The sequence below is a fragment of the Cohnella laeviribosi DSM 21336 genome (genome assembly GCF_000378425.1).
GTDB classification, from domain to species: Bacteria; Bacillota; Bacilli; order Paenibacillales; family Paenibacillaceae; genus Cohnella; species Cohnella laeviribosi.
Genome location: NZ_KB899820.1, coordinates 18,191 through 36,522, shown reverse-complemented (window position 1 = coordinate 36,522; position 18,332 = coordinate 18,191). Strand labels below are relative to the sequence as shown.

At 62.1% G+C, this 18,332-nt stretch carries 18 protein-coding genes; 16 read left to right on the top strand and 2 right to left on the bottom strand.

Going from position 1 to position 18,332, the window contains the following annotated elements:
* Nucleotides 1–28 precede the first annotated feature (28 nt).
* The 9 genes from xylB (at nt 29) to F560_RS0110325 (ending at nt 11,387) form a co-directional block, all read left to right on the top strand.
* On the top strand, nt 29–1,525 hold the full coding sequence (gene xylB / locus F560_RS0110370) for a xylulokinase (RefSeq protein ID WP_019005666.1): 1,497 nt from the start codon (nt 29–31) through the stop codon (nt 1,523–1,525).
* Between the two features lie 194 nt (nt 1,526–1,719).
* On the top strand, nt 1,720–2,493 hold the full coding sequence (locus tag F560_RS0110365) for an ABC transporter ATP-binding protein (protein WP_019005665.1): 774 nt from the start codon (nt 1,720–1,722) through the stop codon (nt 2,491–2,493).
* Complete coding sequence (locus F560_RS0110360; RefSeq protein WP_019005664.1) at nt 2,490–3,821, top strand: ABC transporter permease; 1,332 nt, start codon at nt 2,490–2,492, stop codon at nt 3,819–3,821. The genes F560_RS0110365 and F560_RS0110360 overlap by 4 nt, the downstream gene beginning before the upstream one ends.
* 210 nt (nt 3,822–4,031) lie before the next feature.
* A complete protein-coding gene (locus tag F560_RS0110355) occupies nt 4,032–4,412 on the top strand; it encodes a hypothetical protein (protein ID WP_019005663.1) in 381 nt (126 codons plus the stop codon).
* Between the two features lie 198 nt (nt 4,413–4,610).
* A complete protein-coding gene (locus F560_RS0110350; protein ID WP_019005662.1) occupies nt 4,611–5,633 on the top strand; it encodes a LacI family DNA-binding transcriptional regulator in 1,023 nt (340 codons plus the stop codon).
* A 144-nt stretch (nt 5,634–5,777) separates the two neighbouring features.
* A complete protein-coding gene (locus F560_RS0110345; protein ID WP_019005661.1) occupies nt 5,778–7,901 on the top strand; it encodes an amylo-alpha-1,6-glucosidase in 2,124 nt (707 codons plus the stop codon).
* A 128-nt stretch (nt 7,902–8,029) separates the two neighbouring features.
* Complete coding sequence (locus F560_RS0110340; protein WP_019005660.1) at nt 8,030–9,328, top strand: ABC transporter substrate-binding protein; 1,299 nt, start codon at nt 8,030–8,032, stop codon at nt 9,326–9,328.
* A gap of 309 nt (nt 9,329–9,637) precedes the next feature.
* Nucleotides 9,638–10,546 carry a carbohydrate ABC transporter permease gene (locus F560_RS0110330; RefSeq protein ID WP_019005658.1) on the top strand — a complete coding sequence of 303 codons (909 nt, stop codon included), beginning with the start codon at nt 9,638–9,640 and terminating at the stop codon, nt 10,544–10,546.
* Nucleotides 10,547–10,559: 13 nt separating this feature from the next.
* Nucleotides 10,560–11,387 carry a carbohydrate ABC transporter permease gene (locus tag F560_RS0110325; RefSeq protein WP_019005657.1) on the top strand — a complete coding sequence of 276 codons (828 nt, stop codon included), beginning with the start codon at nt 10,560–10,562 and terminating at the stop codon, nt 11,385–11,387.
* A gap of 4 nt (nt 11,388–11,391) precedes the next feature.
* Here F560_RS0110325 and F560_RS0110320 read toward each other — a convergent pair whose 3' ends face one another.
* Nucleotides 11,392–12,663 (bottom strand): BaiN/RdsA family NAD(P)/FAD-dependent oxidoreductase, encoded by a 1,272-nt coding sequence (locus F560_RS0110320; RefSeq protein ID WP_033395999.1) that lies wholly within the window; start codon nt 12,661–12,663, stop codon nt 11,392–11,394.
* 218 nt (nt 12,664–12,881) lie between these two features.
* On the opposite strand from F560_RS0110320, the gene F560_RS26440 reads away from it, so the two are divergent.
* From F560_RS26440 to acpS, 5 genes are all read left to right on the top strand, one after another.
* Complete coding sequence (locus F560_RS26440; protein WP_019005655.1) at nt 12,882–13,007, top strand: hypothetical protein; 126 nt, start codon at nt 12,882–12,884, stop codon at nt 13,005–13,007.
* Between the two features lie 24 nt (nt 13,008–13,031).
* Nucleotides 13,032–13,223: a hypothetical protein gene (locus F560_RS0110310; RefSeq protein WP_019005654.1), complete on the top strand. Its 192-nt coding sequence runs from the start codon at nt 13,032–13,034 to the stop codon at nt 13,221–13,223.
* A gap of 215 nt (nt 13,224–13,438) precedes the next feature.
* A complete protein-coding gene (locus F560_RS0110305; RefSeq protein ID WP_026298208.1) occupies nt 13,439–13,873 on the top strand; it encodes a BrxA/BrxB family bacilliredoxin in 435 nt (144 codons plus the stop codon).
* Between the two features lie 127 nt (nt 13,874–14,000).
* Nucleotides 14,001–14,810 (top strand): ammonia-dependent NAD(+) synthetase, encoded by an 810-nt coding sequence (nadE, locus tag F560_RS0110300; RefSeq protein WP_019005652.1) that lies wholly within the window; start codon nt 14,001–14,003, stop codon nt 14,808–14,810.
* A gap of 10 nt (nt 14,811–14,820) precedes the next feature.
* On the top strand, nt 14,821–15,216 hold the full coding sequence (gene acpS / locus F560_RS0110295; RefSeq protein ID WP_019005651.1) for a holo-ACP synthase: 396 nt from the start codon (nt 14,821–14,823) through the stop codon (nt 15,214–15,216).
* Between the two features lie 66 nt (nt 15,217–15,282).
* Here acpS and F560_RS0110290 read toward each other — a convergent pair whose 3' ends face one another.
* Nucleotides 15,283–15,660, bottom strand: a complete 378-nt coding sequence (locus F560_RS0110290; protein WP_019005650.1) for a c-type cytochrome — start codon at nt 15,658–15,660, stop codon at nt 15,283–15,285.
* A gap of 82 nt (nt 15,661–15,742) precedes the next feature.
* On the opposite strand from F560_RS0110290, the gene F560_RS22980 reads away from it, so the two are divergent.
* Both F560_RS22980 and mutY read left to right on the top strand, forming a co-directional pair.
* Nucleotides 15,743–16,603, top strand: coding sequence for an AraC family transcriptional regulator (locus F560_RS22980; protein ID WP_019005649.1), 861 nt, complete (start codon nt 15,743–15,745; stop codon nt 16,601–16,603).
* A 29-nt stretch (nt 16,604–16,632) separates the two neighbouring features.
* Nucleotides 16,633–17,814 (top strand): A/G-specific adenine glycosylase, encoded by a 1,182-nt coding sequence (gene mutY, locus F560_RS0110280; protein WP_019005648.1) that lies wholly within the window; start codon nt 16,633–16,635, stop codon nt 17,812–17,814.
* Nucleotides 17,815–18,332 lie beyond the last annotated feature (518 nt).

Below are 18,332 nucleotides of genomic sequence, written 5' to 3'. Positions count from 1 at the left end.
GGCGGTTCGCGCGAAGGAGGACAATCGGATGAAATACGTCATCGGCGTCGACTTGGGCACGAGCGCGGTCAAGACGCTGCTCGTTTCGCAGGACGGGGCGGTTAGGGCGGAAGCGACACGCGAGTATCCCCTGTACCACGAAAAATCGGGATGGAGCGAACAAGAGCCTGAGGATTGGGTAGCCGGCACGATCGAATCGATCAAGGAAATCGTCTCGAACTCCGGCGTCGCCCCGGAAGACATCGAAGGGATCAGCTTTTCGGGACAAATGCACGGCCTCGTGCTGCTGGATGCCGAGCGCCGGCCCGTGCGGAGAGCGATATTGTGGAACGACACCCGCACGACCGAGCAATGCCGGCAGATCGAAGCGAAGCTCGGGGACAAGCTGCTGTCCGTCATGCGCAACCCGGCGCTGGAAGGCTTCACGCTGCCGAAAATCGAATGGGTGCGCCAGCACGAACCCGAAGCGTTCGAGCGGGCCCGCGGCTTTTTGCTGCCCAAGGATTACGTGCGCTACCGGCTGACCGGAGCGGTGCACATGGATCTGTCCGATGCGGCCGGGACGCTGATGCTTGACGTCGCCAACAAGCGGTGGAGCGCCGATGTGCTGGAGACGTTCGGGATTCCGGCGGACTTCTGCCCGCCGCTTGTCGAAGCGGGCGCATGCGTCGGGACGCTGACGAAAGAATCGGCGGAGAAGACGGGCCTTGCGGCCGATACGAAAGTGTTTGCCGGCGGGGCGGACAACGCCTGCGGCGCGATCGGCGCGGGCATCCTGCAGCCGGGAGTCACGCTGTGCAGCATCGGCACGTCCGGCGTTATTCTGACGTACGAGCCGGATGCTTCGGCGGACTACCAGGGCAAGGTCCACTTCTTCAATCACGGCAAGGAGAACGCCTTTTACGCGATGGGCGTCACCCTCGGCGCCGGATACAGCTTGTCCTGGTTCCGCAACACGTTCGCCAAGGGCGAATCGTACGATTCGCTGCTTGCCGGCGTCGGCGACCTCCCGCCGGGATCGGGCGGACTGCTGTTTACGCCTTATCTTGTCGGCGAGCGCACCCCGCATGCCGATTCCGTCATCCGCGGCAGCTTCATCGGCATGGACGGCTCGCACACGCGCGCGCATTTCGCCCGGGCGGTCATGGAAGGCATCACGTTCTCGCTGCATGAGACGGTCGATATTTTCCGCAAAGCCGGCAAGACGGTGGATACAATCGTGTCCATCGGCGGCGGGGCCAAAAACCCGGTCTGGCTGCAAATGCAGGCGGATATATTCCAGGCCGACGTCGTGGCGCTGGAGAACGAGCAGGGCCCCGGACTGGGCGCGGCGATGCTGGCGGCCGTAGGCTGCGGTTGGTTCCCGTCGCTGGACGCTTGCGCGGACGTTTTCGTCAAGCGGCAGAAAGCGTACCGTCCGGATCCGGAGCGCTCCCGCCGGTATGCCGAGCTGTTCCGCATTTATCAGGACGTTTACCGTCAGACCAAAGGGCTGAACCAGGCGTTAGCCGCTTTTCGAAAATGACAAAATTCGCTAAAATGAAGATTGGTAACTTGTCACGCGACGGTTGCCTCCCTATTGACAGAGCCCCGTTCGCCGGCCGGAAACCGGCGGGGGCTCTTTTTCGTCGCCCGGAAGAACCGAGGACGTGTCTCCTTGGAACGGGCATGCGTTTTTTTTCGTAAACAAAGAAAAAGCTCAGGATTGAGGGTGCGGATATGCAGGAAGGTGCGGATTTCCGGCTTCGGGTGCGGATCGATGAGGCGGGGTACGAACCGGGCAAGCCGATTCTCCGCGATCTGTTCTTCGAAGTGCGTCCCGGGGAGCGGCTCGGGTTGCTCGGTCCGAACGGCGCGGGCAAAAGCACCGTCATGAAGGGGCTGCTCGGCCAGCTCGGGCATTGGAAAGGACAAATCGACTGGAACGGCCTAACGGAGCGCGAGCCTTCGGATCGTTCCGAAGACGGCATCCGGCGCATGGCGTACATCCCCGAATTGCCGATTTTGTACGAGCGGTTTACGCTGTGGGAGCATCTGCAGTTGGCGGCGGCGGCCGCGGGGATGCCCGAGGACCGATTCGGGGAGCGGGCGGATCGGCTGCTCGACCGTTTCCGCCTGCGGAAAGCCAAGCACGAATACCCGGTCCGCTTCTCCAAGGGCATGCAGCAAAAGGTGATGCTGATCGCGGCTTTTCTGCTGGAGCCGGATCTGTTCCTGGTGGACGAGCCGTTTATCGGCCTGGACCCGGGCGCGGTCATGGAACTGCTTGCGGCGCTGGACGAGGAGCGGACCCGCGGAGCGTCCGTCGTGCTGACGACGCACGTGCTGGATTCGGCCGAGCGGCTTTGCGACCGCTTCGTTCTCATTCACGAAGGAGGCATCGCCGCTTCGGGCACGCTCGCCGACATCCGCCGGGCCGCCGGCTGCCCGGACGGCACCCCGCTGTTCGAATGCTTCCGCGTATTGACGCAAGAGGGGGCGGAGCGTTCGTGAACGGCGGACGAAGACACTTTCGGCCCGTCCCTCTCGTTCTGTCCCGGATCGTCTTTTTCTGGGGCGAAGTCTGGAAATGCTGGCGTCTGACGCTCGACTGGACGGTGCAGGTTTACATCGCGATTCCCGCTCTGTTTATCGGCGCCAATATGTACCGGGACGCCTGGCTCCATCCGCCTTCGTGGTTCGCCGCGGTTCCGCAGCAGACGGTGTTCGTCCTGCTGGCGGCCGCCATGCTGAGAGCCCGCGCGCGCACGTTCGCCGATTACGGCGACGGCTTGTTTTTGCGGCGCAGCGCCAGGTGGACGCGGCCAATGATCGCGACGGGGCTGGCGTACACGCTGCTGGTGCGGCTGCTGACGGCGGCGGCGGTCGTCGCTCTGCTCGCTCCGCTGCTCGACCTGCGCTTTGGCTGGGACGCGGCAACCGGCGCGGCCATGGCCGGAGCGGCCGCTCTGCTTGGCTACGCATGGACGCTGGTCCGCGACGGGCTTGAGCGCCGGCGGTCGGGGTGGCGGCGGGTTGCGGCCGTCTGGGTCGCGAGACTGATTCTGATGGCAGCCTGGGTCTCGGGGATGACCGCGATCCGGAGCGGAGCCTCGTTCGGGCTGGCGCTTGCCGCGCTGATTGCGGCGTCCTGCCTGCTGACATGGCTGCGTTTAAGAGCAAAGGGAACCTTTCTGCATGAGGTGGCGGCGGAACGGGAAGCGTATTCGGCTTGCGTCCGATTTCTGCTCATGGAAGCCGGAGGCGCGCGTTCCGTTCCGCGGGGACGGAAGCCGCTGCTATCGCTGCGCAGGAATTTGTTCCGGCGCAGGGGTACCCGCGAGCGGATTGCCGAACTGTGGGTCAAAGCGAAGCTGCGGGATCCGGAGAACGTGCAGGCTTTGCTGACGTTTGCGGCCATCGGTTCGGCGGCGGTCGCGCTTCCGCCGCTCGGACTCGGGCTCGCCATGTGGCCCGTGTCGGGGCTATTTGCGCTGTTCTGGCTGCACGGACAGTGGAAGCAGTGGGAAGGGGAGCGCTATGTCGCCATGCTGCCGTGGCCCCCGCTTGCGCTGCGGGAAGCGGAAGGGATCGGCAGGCGGGCCCTGGTTTTGCCGCTGTTTGGGCTTTGGGGCCTTGCGCTTGGGTGCAAGATCGGGCTTCTTTACGGAGGAGCGGGGTGGCTGGCCGTTCCGCTAGCGCCTGCGGTCGGCTGGGCGGCGGGCAGGTATCTCGACAGCGTGGTGTCGGTTTATTTGCAATTCCGGGAAAGCAAGCGCAAGGCCCAAACCGGGGAACGTCCAAGCGGCACGGAAGAGGAGGAGGCGCGGGAGAACGCGTGAGCGCGCGAACCGGGCGCGGGCTGCCGCCTTGTCCGCATGGGCGCGGCGGGAAAGTGCGGGAGCGTGCGAGGGGGCGCATGGAGCGCAGGGACCGACGCATGAAGCGTACGGGCCGACGCATGGAGCAGCGGTCCGGGCATACATGCCGGACGGCGTCGCGGGGCAACCTGAAGAGGATGACCGATTCCAGATACGGGAGAAGATGCGATCATGCAGTCCAACGCGCTCATGTTCAGGTTTCCCAACGCTTCGGCGGCCCAGCTCGCTTACGAGACGTTCGGCGAACTTGGTTACGATCCGCAAATGCACGAAGGCAACCGCATTCACATCCATGTGATCCGGGAGGACCTGATCTCGGCTTTGGAGATCGCCCAGAGCCATGGAGGGGAGCTCGTGGAACAGGCGCCGGCGGACGCCTCGATGCATGCGGATGCGGCCTACGGGCTTGACGCCATTCCGATTCCCGCGCATACCGTCAACGAAGATTGGGTCTCGTCGGAGGCGTATTCGTCGGGCGGCTTGGAAGATGTGGAAGTCAAAGAGCGATTCGATCCCGATTCCGAAACCTACGATCATTTCGAAGCCCGATAGCGCTCTTTTTGCGGGTTCCTTTCCTGCCGGCCAGACGGGCCCGGCGCGGTCCGGCATTCGGACGGCTCGCAAGCGGCCCGGCGCGGCATCGCTCCTCTTTGAACCTCTCGGCCGGAAACTGCGGCAAATAAATCGCTTGCAGGCCGGGAGGTTATCCTTTATAATGAATCCGAAACGTTTCGGAAAGGTGTTTGCACCATGGTAACGATAAAGGACATAGCCAAAAAAGCGGGCGTATCCGTTACAACCGTTTCCAGAGCGCTAAACGGCCACGACGACGTCAACGAGGAGACGCGCCGGAAGATCAAGCGCGTAGCCGAGGAGCTGTCTTACAGTCCCAATGCGGTGGCGAGAAGCCTCGTCTCCAAAAAAACGCGCACGATCGGCCTGATCATCTCGGACATCAACCGCGCGGGGGCCAAGGACGCGTTTGCATACGAAATTTTATGCGGCATTAACGACCGGGCGGGCGAGCTGAACTACGATTTGCTGCTGTTCAGCACCAACCCGTCCAAGCAAATGGAGAAATCGTATTCGGCGCTCTGCAAGGAGCGCAACGTCGAAGGCGCGATCCTGTCCGGCTTGCGGCTGGACGATCCCTATTTGCAGGAGGTCATCGAACAAAATGCGTTCCCCTGCGTCCTGATCGACATTCCGAAAACGGGCGAAAACGTCGGGTACATCGCTTCGGACAGCCGGTCCGGCGCGGCGATGGCCACCAATCATCTGCTGCAGCTGGGGCACCGTCACATTGCGATGATCAACGGCCACGACCGGGCGCATGTCAGCCAGGAGCGGCTGGCCGGCTATCGCGACGCGCTGGAGCAGGCCGGCGTCGAATACCGCCCGGAGCTGGTGTACGACGGCTCGTTCACCGAGGACGGGGGCGCGGAGGCGATGTACCGGATTCTGCTCCGCCATCCCGAGGTGACCGCCGTATTTTGCGCCAGCGACCTGATGGCGCTCGGGGCGATGCGGACGCTGGAGCGGATGGAGCGCAAGGTTCCGGACGAAATCTCCATCATCGGCTTTGACGACATCAGCATCGCCGCTTATTGCTCTCCGAAACTGACGACGATCCGGCAGGACAAATACCAGCTTGGGTATCAGGGCGCCCAACTGCTGATCGACATCCTGGACAAACGGACGGACAACCGGAAAATTTTGCTCGGCAATCAATTGATCGTACGCGAAAGTACGCGGCAAATCGCATCCACGTGATCACCGCGTTTCTTTTGAATCCGTATCCGAAACGTTTCGGGTCTCTTTTTCGCGTAAAATCCGAAACGTTTCGGAAAAAAGAGAACGATATCGAAAAGATTCAGAGACAGATCACCAAAAGAATAGTTGCAGGAGAGAAACGCGATGGAATACAGAGTCATTAAAAACAACGACGTCTTCTTGATGACGGACCGGCACGGCGACGCCGTCGGGGGCGATTCGCCGAACGGCTTGTATATGCGAGACACGAGATTTTTGAGCAGGCTGGAGCTGAAGCTGAACGGCAAGCGGCCGGTGCTGCTGTCCTCCGCCGCGGACGACAATTACGTCGCCGCGTTCAGGCTGACGAACGAGCACATGGAGGAAAACGGCGAGCTCCGGCTGTGGCGGGAATCGGTCGAGATCGTTCGCGAACGGTTCATTTACAACGATGTTCTTTACGAAAACGTATCCATGACCAACTTTTCGACCCGGACCGTTGCGTTCGAGCTCGAGGTGAGGCTGGACGCCGACTTCGCCGACATGTTCCTCGTGCGCGGCTTCCAGCCTTCGGAGCGGCTCGGCCGGATCACCGCAAGGGAGACGGACCGCCGGCATTGGCGCGCCGAATATGTAGGCTGCGACGGCATCCGCAAGGAAACGGTCGTCGCCTGGGACGCGGAGGCCGACGAGGCCAACGAAAACGGCGAGGTGCGGTTTGCCGTGACGCTGGCTCCGGCGGAGGCCAAGCGCATCCGCTTCACGGTAGCGCCCTCGATAGACGGCGCGAAGCCCGCGGTTGCAGAGCCGGATAAGGCGCTTGCCGAGCTGCGGAAAAGCTACGAACAGTGGCGGAACGGAAAAACGAAAGTCGCAAGCGACAATCCGGTGCTGGATTCGCTGTTCGAGCGGGGGGTCAGAGACCTGCAGGCGCTGCTGTCCGACTTCGGCTACGGCCCGTTCCCGGTGGCCGGCTTGCCGTGGTACGCGGTGCCTTTCGGCCGCGACAGCCTGATCGCCGCTTTGCAGATGCTGCCGCTGGACCCGGCCACGGCCAAGGGGACGCTGCGCATGATGGCCGCCTGGCAGGGCGAGGAAACGAATCCGTGGAAAGACGAGCAGCCGGGCAAAATTCTGCACGAGCTCCGCAGCGGCGAGCTGTCGAAGTCCGGCCAGGTTCCGTTCGCGCCTTATTACGGAAGCATCGATTCGACCCCGCTGTTTGTGCTGCTGGCGGCCGAATACGCGCACTGGACCGGAGACCTGGAGACGGTGAAAGAGCTTATGCCGAACATCGAGCGGGCGCTAGAGTGGATCGATTCGTACGGCGACCGGGACGGAGACGGCTTCGTCGAGTACTATCAGGAGTCGTCCAAAGGCATCGCCAATCAGGGCTGGAAAGATTCGGCCGATTCGGTCGTGCACGAGGACGGAAGCTTCGCGGCGGCGCCGATCGCGCTTGTGGAGGTTCAAGGCTATGTGTACCAGGCGAAAAGCCGGCTCGCCCCGATCGCGGAGCGGCTGGGGCTTCCGGAGTTGGCGCGGCGGCTTGCGGAGGAAGCGGAACGTCTGAAGCAATCCTTCGACCGGGCGTTCTGGATGGAGGATGAGCGGTTTTACGCCATCGCGCTGGACGCGGACAAACGGCAGGTCCGGTCGGTGACGTCGAACCCGGGGCATCTGCTCATGAGCGGCATCTTGTCGGAAGAGCGGGCGAAGGCCGTGGCCGACAGGCTGATCGCGCCGGATATGTTCAGCGGCTACGGCATCCGCACGATGTCGCGGCTGTCGACCGGCTACAACCCGATGAGCTATCACGACGGCAGCGTCTGGCCGCACGACAATTCGCTGATCCTGCTCGGCTTGAGCCGCCTGGGGTTCGTATCGGCGGCAGCGGCGCTGGCCGGCGCTCTGATCCGGGCGGCGGAGAAGTTCGAGTATCATCGCCTGCCCGAGCTGTTCTGCGGCTATGACGATAGCCTGGGCTATCCGGTAAGCTATCCGGTTGCCTGCTCTCCGCAGGCGTGGGCGGCCGGGACGTCCGTCGTGCTGATTCAGGCGATGCTCGGACTCGAGGCCGATGCGCCGGCCGGCCGGCTGACGCTCAGACCGTGGCTGCCGGAAGGCGTAAACCGCCTGACGGCGGCGGACATTCCCGTCGGACGGGGACATCTGTCGGTGGAGCTGACCCGAACCCGGGAGGATTCGCAGGTGGAAGTCCGGATTCTGGCCAATACGAGCGGTTGCCGGATCGAAACCGCAGAACCTGCCCGCGCCAAGGAGGATTGAACGGACCGGGACCGCTTGCGGCGGAGCAAGCCGCGGGGACGCCGCTTGTTCGGACGGCCCCGTTCCCGCCCCGCCCGCGGTTTTCATCCGTTTAATTATAAATCACATTAAAAAAGGGAGGATTCCGTATGAAACGAAAATGGTTTGGAGGGGCGTCGCTGCTGCTCGCGGTGTCTCTGGCCGCGGCCGGCTGCGGAGGCGGTTCGAACGAACAGGCGGCCCCGTCGTCTTCCTCATCCCCGTCCTCGCCGTCCGGCGGGCAGGTCGAGGTAACGCTTGCCGGCTGGACGACGTCGCCGGAGGAACAGTCGCTGCTCAATCAGGTTCTGCAAGAGTTCGAGACGAAAAATCCGGACATCAAAGTCAAATACGAAGTGATCGCCGACCAGTACATGGACGTCATCAAGACGCGCCTGATCGGCAACGAGGCGCCGGACGTCTTTTACCTGGACGCCTTCGAAGCTCCCGGGCTCATCGAGAAGGATGTGCTCGAGCCGCTTGACGGCTACGTGACCGACGATTTCGACCTGGCGGACTTCGAGGCTCCGATGCTCGACGCCTTCAAGTCGAAGGACGGCAAAATCTACGGCTTCCCGAAAGACACGTCTACGCTGGCTTTATTCTATAACAAAAAGATGTTCGCCGATGCCGGCATCGCCACGCCTCCCGCCACCTGGGACGAACTTATGGCCGTCTCCGAAAAGCTGACGAAGAAAAACGGCGGCAAGGTCGAGGTTTACGGTTTGGGCCAAGCGCCCGAGCTGGCTCGCCAGCTGTTCATGATCCACGCGTTCGGCGGCAAGCTGACGGACGACCAGGGAATGGCGACGTTTGCGACTCCGGAAGCGCTTAAAGGGCTGCAATTGGTTGTCGACCAGCATTTGAAAGCGCAAACAGCAGGACAGCCGTCCGATGTGGGCGCAGGCTGGGGCGGCGAAATGTTCGGCCAGCAAAAGGCCGCGATGGTGATCGAGGGCAACTGGGCGATTCCGTATCTGCAGTCGAACTTCCCGGACCTCGATTTCGGCACCGCGGAGGTTCCGACCGTCAACGGCAAGAAGGGAACGATGTCCTACACGGTCGCTTATGTCATGAACAAGCAGTCGAAGCATAAAGAAGCGGCCTGGAAGCTGCTGTCCTACCTGACCGGCAAGGAAGGCATGAAGACATGGACGAGCAAAGGCTTCGCGCTTCCGACCCGCAAATCCGTCGCCGCCGAGCTCGGCTACGACACCGATCCGCTGCGCGCGGCACTGGTGGCGGGCGGCCCGTACTCGATCCCGTGGCAGGCGGGTACGACGCTGCCGACGATCATGAACAACTTCAACAACCAGTTCATTGCGGCCTACACCGGCCAATCGAGCCTGGAAGAAGCGATGAAAAAAGCGCAGGATACGGCCAATCAGGAAATTAAGGCGGCCCAATAACGCGAACGCGCGCGCAAGAACGCGCGCCGCAGGCCGGGAACGCCTTTCGCCGGAGAGCGGGCCGCTCTCCGGCGCATCCGCGGCTGCGTCGTCGTGAAACGACTGAAGCCGGAAAGGCCGGCTTCAGTCGTTTCATGCGAGGACGCGACCGGGAATTTGCGTTCCCGCCGCAAAACGTTCTCGCTTCCGCAGGGGCGGCGTGCCGTTTGGCTTGACGATTCGGAGAGCGCCCGAGTGTCGGGCACGTTTCCGAATCGTCTCCGCCGAGGGACGGGGAATGATTCAAATCAGGAAGGGAGAGGGTTCGGGATGGCCAAATCGCCAAACGGGCGCCAAAGCCGGCTTCGGCTCCGCGAAGCGCTGGCGGGCTACACCTTTATGACGCCGGTCGTTCTCATTCTGGGACTGTTTATGCTGCTGCCGATCCTTTATGCGATCTTTTTGTCTTTTCACAAGGTGAATCTGCTCGGAAGCGTCAGCTACAAATTCGCCGGAACGGCCAACTTCGAACGGATGCTGGACGACGCCAGGCTGTGGATCGCGCTGCGCAACACCGCCAAATACGCGCTGATCGTCGTGCCGTGCCAAACGCTGCTCGCCCTGGTGCTTGCGGCGATTCTGAATATGAAGATCAAATTCCGGAACTTTTTCCGCGTCGCCTACTACCTGCCGACCGTGACCTCGTCGGCCGTGCTCGTGCTGATTTTCATGTGGATTTACAACAGCAACGGACTGCTCAACCACCTCCTTGAGCTTGCCGGACTGCCGACCTACAACTGGCTGGGCGATCCGGCCGTGGCGCTGACGGGCATCATGCTGATGAACATTTGGTCGACGGCTCCGCTGTACATGGTGATCTATCTGGCCGCGATGCAGGACATTCCCGAGTCCCAGTACGAAGCGGCGGCAATCGACGGGGCGAACGCCTGGACCAAGTTCTGGCGCATCACGGTTCCGCAGCTGAAGCCCGTGACGTTTTACGTCGTGGTGATGGGGATCATCGGCACGTTCCAGTTGTTCGACCAATCCTATATTTTCTCCGCAGGCTCCGGCGGACCCAACAACGCGACGCTGACGATGGTGCTGCTCATTTACCAGTATGCCTTCAAAAACCTCGACATGGGCTACGCATCGGCGCTCGCCTTCGTGCTGGCGGTCGTCATCATGCTGATTACGGTTGTGCAGCGGCTGATTTTCAAGGAAGAGAAACTGAATTAAGGAGGCGGGAAAAATGAGTCCGAAGGTTTCGCGTCTCAGGCCGCTGGTCTACGTCATTCTGGGGATATACGCGATCGTCACGTTCGTGCCGTTTCTGTGGGCTTTGTCGGCTTCGTTCAAGCCGCTTCACGAGATCGTCTCCGGCGGCATGCACCTGATTCCGAGGCATTTTACGCTCGACAATTATAAAACGATATTGCAGCAGGAGCCGATGTTCGGCAGATGGTTCCTGAACAGCGCCTTCATCGCCGTGTCCGTCACCGTGTTCAATCTGCTGTTCAACTCCCTGGCGGGCTACGCCCTTGCGCGCATCAAGTTTCCGGGCAGCACGCTGATGTTCTACAGCATTCTCGGGATGATCATGATTCCGGGACAGCTGACGATCATTCCGAGTTATCTCATCATCAAAGAGCTCGGCTGGCTGAACAGCTATCAGGCGATCATCGTGCCGATGGCTGCGCAGGCGACGTACATCTTTATGATGCGGCAGTTTTTCATCAATTTCCCGAAGGAATTGGAGGAGGCGGCCGAACTGGACGGCCTTGGGCGGTTCGGAACGTTTTTCCGCGTCGTGCTGCCGCTGGCCAAGCCCGCGCTTGCCGCGCAGACGATCTTCATCTTCATGGGGGCGTGGAACGAGTTCCTCAAGCCGCTCATGCTGATGTCCGACAAAGCGATGTTTACGCTCTCGGTCGGGCTGAACACGTTCAAGGGCCAGTACATCAGCTTCTGGAACTATATTATGGCCGCCTCGATCATCATGACGTTGCCGGCGCTGTTGATCTACGTGTTCTTCAACCGGTTTTTCGTTCAGGGCATTACGTTTACGGGCGGCAAATAAGCGGCTACGGCCGGCTGGCTTCCCGGCATGCTTGCGCCGCCGCCGTCCCCGCGGCCCGTCCCGACGCGAAGGCGGCGGTAATGTTGTAGCCGCCGGTATAGCCGTGCACGTCCAGCACTTCGCCGCAGAAGTACAGCCCCGGCATCCGCTTGGACTCCATCGTTGCGGGATGGACCTCTTTGACGTTAACGCCTCCTCCGGTGATGAACGCTTCCTCGAGGGAAAGCGTCCCCGTCGCCTGCACCGGAAAGCTCTTGCATAGCTGCGCCAGCTTCAGCCAGGCGGCTTTGGACACGTTCGCGGCGGCCATCTCCGGGTCCAGCTCGGCCTTTCGCATCAGCAGCGGAACCATCCGTTCCGGCAACAGGCCCTTGACCAGCGTTTTGGCCGCCTTGCGCGGTTCGGCGCGGGCCGCCGTCCCCAAGCCGGAAGCGAGCTCTTCCGCCTGCTTCCCGGGAAAAAGATCGATCGCGACCGTTACCGGGCCTTTGCCGGCCCGCAGCGTCTTGACGACGAACTGGCTGCAGCGGAGCGCCGCCGGTCCGGACAGGCCGAAATGCGTGAAAATCATGTCGCCTTCGTGCGAGACGACGCTTTTGCCGCTTCCGTCCAGAACGGTAAGCTTTACGTCCCGCAGCGACAACCCCTGCAGCTCCCGCTCCTTGATCCATGGCTCGCCGGACGTGATCGGCACTTCCGTCGGGTAAAGCTCGGTAATCGTATGTCCGGCTTCTTCCGCCCACGCGTAGCCGTCGCCGGTGGAGCCGGTATGCGGCACCGACTTGCCGCCGGTCGCCACGATGACGCACGAAGACGCGATTTTCTCTCCGGACGCCAGCAGCACGCCGGCCGTCCGGCCGCCGTCGTACAGCACCTTTGCCACCTTTTGATGAACGCGGATTTCGACGCCGGCGCGCCGGACTTGTCCGACCAATGCGTCGACCACCGTTTTGGCCCGGTCCGAAACCGGAAACATCCGTCCGTGATCTTCCTCTTTCAGGGCGATGCCAAGCCCTTCGAAAAAGGCGACGATCTCCCGGCTTCCGAAGCGGGACAGCGCGCTGTGCAGAAACCGCCCGTTGCCCGGCAAATAGCGGATCAGCTCCTGTGCATCCTTATTGTTCGTGACATTGCAGCGTCCGCCGCCGGATATGCCAAGCTTGCGCCCGAGCTTGTCTCCCTTGTCGAGCAACAGCGTCCGGGCGCCCCCCTCCGCCGCCGCGATCGCGGCCATCAGGCCCGCCGGCCCTCCGCCGATGACGATAACGTCCCACATTTTGCTCACGTTCGCTCTCGCTTTCCGAATCCTGAATTCGAGGTTTATTTTTCATATTGTAGCGTTAAGGAAGCGCAAAGAAAAGCGGCGTCCAGGCCAAAGGCCCGTTCGTTTCCCCGGCGCATCGGCATCCGTTCCGGCAAGCCGCAACAAACGCATAATGGCCTCGCGCTTGGCCAACAATAAGGGCGAATGATCCAACTAAGGAGGATGCGCCCATGTCCAATCCGAAATCCCCTTCCCAGGAAGAACGTGTTCCCGAGAAAAAACGGCAGCGCGACCGTTCCCCGCTTGACCGCGGGTACGACAAAAAACTGGACGGGCCGGATCGTCCTTCGACCTGAGCTCCGGACGCGGAGGCTTAAGCCATGACCGAAAATCGCAAACGATACGAGAGACGGGGGGCGGGACGGGAGTCCGGCTCGGCCGCAAGCAATGGCAACGGCTTTCGCGCCCGCAAGGAGCGGGACCGGGTCGAGAGAGACGGCGATTTCGCCGCCGGAGGGCTTCCGTATCCCGATCCCCGTTTTCCCGTGCCCGAAGTGCTGGACGAGCCTTGAGGCAGCGCACGGTATCCGCCTGCCGCAAAGGGCCGGCAAAACGAGGAGACGCAAGGCGGAGCGAACCCGCGCAATAGACCCGAACCATAACGAGAACGGACGGACCCTGGCGGCGCAGTCAGGGTTTTGCGTTTTGACGGTGCTTGCGGCATCGCGGTATAATGAATCAAGCGGATCAAACCGCAATTACGGACACGGGAAGCGAGGCTGATATCATGTCGATGTCGTTTGAAAGATATATGCTGGACATGGTCCAACCGATGCGCGACGAGCTGACCAGGCTCGGAATTAAGGAGCTGAGAACGCCGGAAGAGGTGGAAGAGGCGCTGTCGAACGCCAAGGGAACGACGCTTGTCGTCGTCAACTCCGTCTGCGGCTGCGCGGCAGGCCAAGCCCGGCCGGGGGTCGCCGAGGCGCTGAAGCACGACGTGCTGCCGGACAATCTGTACACGGTATTTGCCGGCCAGGACAAGGAAGCGACCGCCAAGGCGCGCGAATATTTCGCGCCGTATCCGCCCTCGTCTCCGTCGATCGCGCTGCTGAAGGACGGCGAGCTCGTGCATTTCATCGAGCGCCACCAAATCGAGAACCGCAGCGCAAGCGAGATTGCCGGCGATTTGACGGCCGCGTTCGACCGTTTCTGCCGCTAAGCCGGCACAGCCCGCAGGTTCGTCCCACGGACTTGCGGTTTTTTTTGAACGTTTCGGCAGTTTTGGCGCCTCCGAAAGCGGACGGCGCCCGGTTTACATAATTATGGAACAAACGGAGAGTGATCCGATGAGCCTGCAGCAGGAAATTATCGCGAAGCTCGGTGTGAAGCCGGTCATCGACGTCGACGAGGAGATTCGGCGCCGGGTGGATTTTCTGAAGGACTACGTCAAAAAGGCGGGGGCGTCGGGGCTTTTGATCGCCATCAGCGGCGGCGTGGACAGCGCGGTGGCGACCGGCCTGTGCAAGATGGCGACGGATGAGCTGTCCGCCGAAACCGGCAAGGAGTACATCACGCTCGGCGTGTTCCAGCCGTACGGCAAGCAGGAGGACATCCACCACAGCTACGCCGTCGCGGAGGCGTTCAAGCTGACGCATAAAGTCGAGACGAACATCGCCGAAGCGGTGGACGAAATCGCGCTGGAGACGGAATACGCGTTCAAATCGCTCGGCATCCACCGGCATATCAGCCGCGGGGGCAAAGGCAACATCAAGGCGCGCACGAGAATGGTCATCCAGTATGCGCTCGCTTTCGATCTGAATTTGCTGGTGGTCGGGACCGACCACGCTTCCGAGGCGCTGACCGGGTTCTTTACGAAGTGGGGCGACGGAGCGGTGGACATTACGCCGCTAAGCTCGCTGAACAAGCGCCAGATCCGCCAGATTGCGCGGCGGCTGGGCGTGCCGGCGGAAGTGGTGGAAAAGGCGCCGACGGCCGGATTATGGGAAGGACAGACGGACGAAGGCGAGCTTGGCGTTTCGTACGAGGCGAACAGCGACTATCTCGAAGGCAAGGACATCGACCCGGCCGCAAGGGAAATTCTGGAGCGGCACTACCGCCGCACCGAGCACAAGCGCCAGCCGATTCCGGGCATTTGACCGCCGTCCTATGATTATCGGAATCGGATTGGACATCGTCGATCTCCGGCGGATGGAAGCGGTGCTGGACGGGAGGACCGGCGAACGGTTCGCTGCCCGCGTGCTGACCGACGCCGAGCGGGAACGCTGCAGCGCTTTGCCCAAGCGAAGGGCCGCCGAGTTTGCCGCCGGGCGCTTCGCCGCCAAGGAAGCGGTGGCGAAGGCGCTGGGCTGCGGCATCGGCGCGGCCGTCGGCTTTCGCGACATCGAGGTGCTGCCCGATCCGGCCGGCCGGCCGGTGTGCCGCTTGTCCGCCGAAGCGTGGTTGCGGCTGGGTCTGGCCGCGGAACGGTACGCCATCCATGTGGCGATTACGCACGAACGGAACGCCGCCGCCGCAACGGCGATTGTGGAGCAAAAGTCATGAAAGGCCCGGACGCCTTGCGGGACGGCCGGGTTTTGTTTTGCCTTCCGGGCGGTCGGGCAGGCTTCTTTAGCGGCGCTCCGCCAGCCAGGAGGCGAGAGCGTCGATCTGTTCGGCGGTCAGCCGATCCTTGAACGCCGGCATGAGATCGCGTCCTTCGGCGATTTGCCGGCGGATCTGCTCTAGGGTCAGCTTGCCGCCGACATGCTGAAGGTTGGTGGAGTCGCCCATTTTGCCTTCCAGTTCCGCCCCGTGGCAGGAGATGCAGTTGCTCCGGTACAGGGCGACCGTCTCCTTCGGCCCTTCGAGCTTCGGGCTCGGGCTCGTTGCCGTATCGGAGCCACTCTTTCCGCAGGCGGCGAGAAGGGCGAACAAGCCCGCGGCCGCAATGAGCGGGACGGTCTTTTTGAACATTGAAAATCGTGCGGTTGCGGGAGTCGTCGACAATTCGCTCTTCTCCTTCGGGATTTCTTATTATAAAATGGAGCTTTGTATGAGCAGATCATTTCAGACAGCATGAGGAGTACAAATGGCCCGTTCTTATTTTACCATATTGATGCATCATCTCGAACATATGCAGGTGGAGGTGACGGCCGCGTCGGAGACTACGGCGGTCGCGAAAGACAACCGCGCCGGCGGTTTGGACGCATACGATTGCAACCGGTTTATCCTTGTCGTCAAAGGCGAAGGCAAGCTGCTGCTCGAAAACGGCGAAACCGCGCTCAAGCCCGGCGACTGCAGCCTGATTTTTGCGGGAACGAAACACGAAATTGCGGCGGAAGCGGGCTCGGAGCTGGTATACAAATGGTGCCACTTTCGCGACGGCTACGGCGATTGGAATCTGTACCGGATGCTCAGGCTGCCTTATACGGTGCATGCGGAGACGGCGGATGCGCAGCGGCTGCTGGACACGATCACGGCGCTGTCGGCCCAATCGGGCCTGACCTCCAAGCTCCGGATGAAAGCGGCGATGCTTGAGCTGATCAGCGTCTTTCTGGAGCATTTGCCGGAGGATGCCACCAAGGCCGACAAGGCGCCGAGCCAGGAGATGGAGAAAATCGGAACGGTGCTGCAGTACATAGACGATCATCTCGGCGAGAATCTGACCGTGGAGGAACTGGCGCGCCAAGTCTTTTTGCACCCGAACTATTTTATCGTCTTTTTCAAAAGCATGATGGGGTGTTCCCCGATCCAGTACGTCAACCAGCGGCGGATGGAACTGGCCCGGACCCTGCTGCTTGACCCGGAATGCAACGTCTCGGACGTGGCGAACCGGATCGGCATGAAAATTTATTATTTCTCCCGGATGTTCAAGGCGCACACGGGGCTGACGCCGAGCCGCTACCGCAAGCTGGCGGGAGGCTGGCCGGGCTCGGGAGACGGCGAATAAGAAGCGAAAGGGGGCCGCTGGGGAAGCGGATGAACGAGATCGAGCTGAAAAGGTATTTTTCCCGCGGGCTGCTGGAATGGTACCGGGCGTCGAAACGGGATTTGCCCTGGCGCCGAAGCCGGGACCCGTACCACATCTGGGTATCGGAAATCATGCTTCAGCAGACGAGGGTGGACACGGTGATCCCGTACTTCAACCGGTTCGTGGAGCGGTTTCCGACCGTTCGCGACTTGGCGGAAGCGCCGGAGGAGGAAGTGCTCAAGCTGTGGGAAGGGCTCGGCTACTACTCGCGCGCGCGCAACCTGCAGGCGGCCGCCAAGCAGGTGACCGAGCGGTACGGGGGCCGCGTGCCGGACGATAAGGATGCGGTGTCCGGGCTCAAAGGCGTCGGGCCGTATACGGCGGGGGCGATCATGAGCATCGCGTTTAACCGGCCGGTTCCGGCGGTGGACGGCAATGTGATGCGCGTGCTGTCCCGTTATTTCTGCATCGACGACGATATCGCCCGCCCTTCGACGCGCGCCAAAATGGAGGTTCTGGCGGAGGAACTCATCCCCGAAGGAGCGGCCGGCGATTTCAACCAGGCGCTGATGGAGCTGGGCGCGCTCGTCTGCACGCCGCGTTCCCCGCACTGCCTGACCTGCCCGGTGATGGAGCACTGCGCGGGCAGGCTGGCGGGCCGGGAGACGGAGCTACCCGTCAAGAGCCGGGCGAAACCGCCGAAGCCGCAGCACAGGCTCGCGGTGCTTGCGGCGAGGCCGGACGGCCGGGTGCTGGTGCGGCAGCGGCCGGAGCGGGGGCTGCTCGCGCGGATGTGGGAGCTGCCGCATGTGGAGGCGGCCGACGCCGAATCGTGGCAGTCGGACGAGGCCGGCCCCGACTGGCTCGCCGGCGCTCTGGCCGCCGAGGGGCTGCGCGTGCTGCCGCGCCGCTATGTCGGCGAGGCGGAGCACGTATTCTCGCACCTGCACTGGTTTCTGCGCGTGTGGGAGGCGGACGGCGCCGAGTTTGCGCTCCCGGCGGGCCAAGGCCGCGGGCAGGCGGCGGTTCGCGAGCATTCGGCTTTGTACGGAGCGGGAACGAGCGACGGACCGGTTCCGCCGACGCCGGACCGATACCGCTGGGTGAACCGGGAGGAGTTCGAAGCGCTGGCGTGGCCCAACGTGTTCCGCAAAATTCTGGGCGATTATTTTGCCCGGCAGGCACGCTAGCGGACGGGCAGGCTTAAACCTGCGCCGGCTTCAAGTCCGTTCCCGAAAACGCGACCGGCCGATGAACGGTTTCCAAGCGCTCTGCCGGTTGCCGAACCGGTTATTCGCCGTACACCACCGCGGTCTGAGCAGCCGCAGCCTATGCGTCTATATCCCCGGCGTGGCTATAGAGCAACTCGGTTACGCGTCTATAGGCTACGTGTCTATGGGTTACACGTCTATGGGTTACGCGTCCATTGCGACTCGGCTACGCGTCTATATTGGAAAAACTCCAATCGAATGCGCCGTTCAGGCGACGAAAGCCGGTCTATGTTGGAAATATCCAGTTATTTGGCCCGAAGAAGCCGAATCCGCACGGCTTTCGGGCTTTTTCATTGGAAAAAATACAACATACGTTCCGGAAAAAGGCGAAAGGAGCCCGTATCCTGCAGAAAATCCAATATAGCCGGCTCGGAGCCAAGTGAGGTACTGGACGGACTACATGGCGATTGAGCATCGCGGGCGGGTGCGATGTAGGG

Bases quoted from the DNA above. Each gene is read 5' to 3' on its own strand.
- F560_RS0110310 (WP_019005654.1), top strand. From the start codon at position 13,032: ATGACCGAAAATCGCAAACGATACGAGAGACGGGGGGCGGGACGGGAG.
- F560_RS0110345 (WP_019005661.1), top strand. From the start codon at position 5,778: ATGGAATACAGAGTCATTAAAAACAACGACGTCTTCTTGATGACGGAC.
- F560_RS0110340 (WP_019005660.1), top strand. From the start codon at position 8,030: ATGAAACGAAAATGGTTTGGAGGGGCGTCGCTGCTGCTCGCGGTGTCT.
- F560_RS0110325 (WP_019005657.1), top strand. From the start codon at position 10,560: ATGAGTCCGAAGGTTTCGCGTCTCAGGCCGCTGGTCTACGTCATTCTG.
- acpS (WP_019005651.1), top strand. From the start codon at position 14,821: ATGATTATCGGAATCGGATTGGACATCGTCGATCTCCGGCGGATGGAA.
- F560_RS0110330 (WP_019005658.1), top strand. From the start codon at position 9,638: ATGGCCAAATCGCCAAACGGGCGCCAAAGCCGGCTTCGGCTCCGCGAA.
- F560_RS0110365 (WP_019005665.1), top strand. From the start codon at position 1,720: ATGCAGGAAGGTGCGGATTTCCGGCTTCGGGTGCGGATCGATGAGGCG.
- F560_RS26440 (WP_019005655.1), top strand. From the start codon at position 12,882: ATGTCCAATCCGAAATCCCCTTCCCAGGAAGAACGTGTTCCCGAGAAA.
- F560_RS0110320 (WP_033395999.1), bottom strand. From the start codon at position 12,663: ATGTGGGACGTTATCGTCATCGGCGGAGGGCCGGCGGGCCTGATGGCC.
- nadE (WP_019005652.1), top strand. From the start codon at position 14,001: ATGAGCCTGCAGCAGGAAATTATCGCGAAGCTCGGTGTGAAGCCGGTC.
- xylB (WP_019005666.1), top strand. From the start codon at position 29: ATGAAATACGTCATCGGCGTCGACTTGGGCACGAGCGCGGTCAAGACG.
- F560_RS0110355 (WP_019005663.1), top strand. From the start codon at position 4,032: ATGCAGTCCAACGCGCTCATGTTCAGGTTTCCCAACGCTTCGGCGGCC.
- F560_RS0110350 (WP_019005662.1), top strand. From the start codon at position 4,611: ATGGTAACGATAAAGGACATAGCCAAAAAAGCGGGCGTATCCGTTACA.
- F560_RS22980 (WP_019005649.1), top strand. From the start codon at position 15,743: ATGGCCCGTTCTTATTTTACCATATTGATGCATCATCTCGAACATATG.
- mutY (WP_019005648.1), top strand. From the start codon at position 16,633: ATGAACGAGATCGAGCTGAAAAGGTATTTTTCCCGCGGGCTGCTGGAA.
- F560_RS0110305 (WP_026298208.1), top strand. From the start codon at position 13,439: ATGTCGATGTCGTTTGAAAGATATATGCTGGACATGGTCCAACCGATG.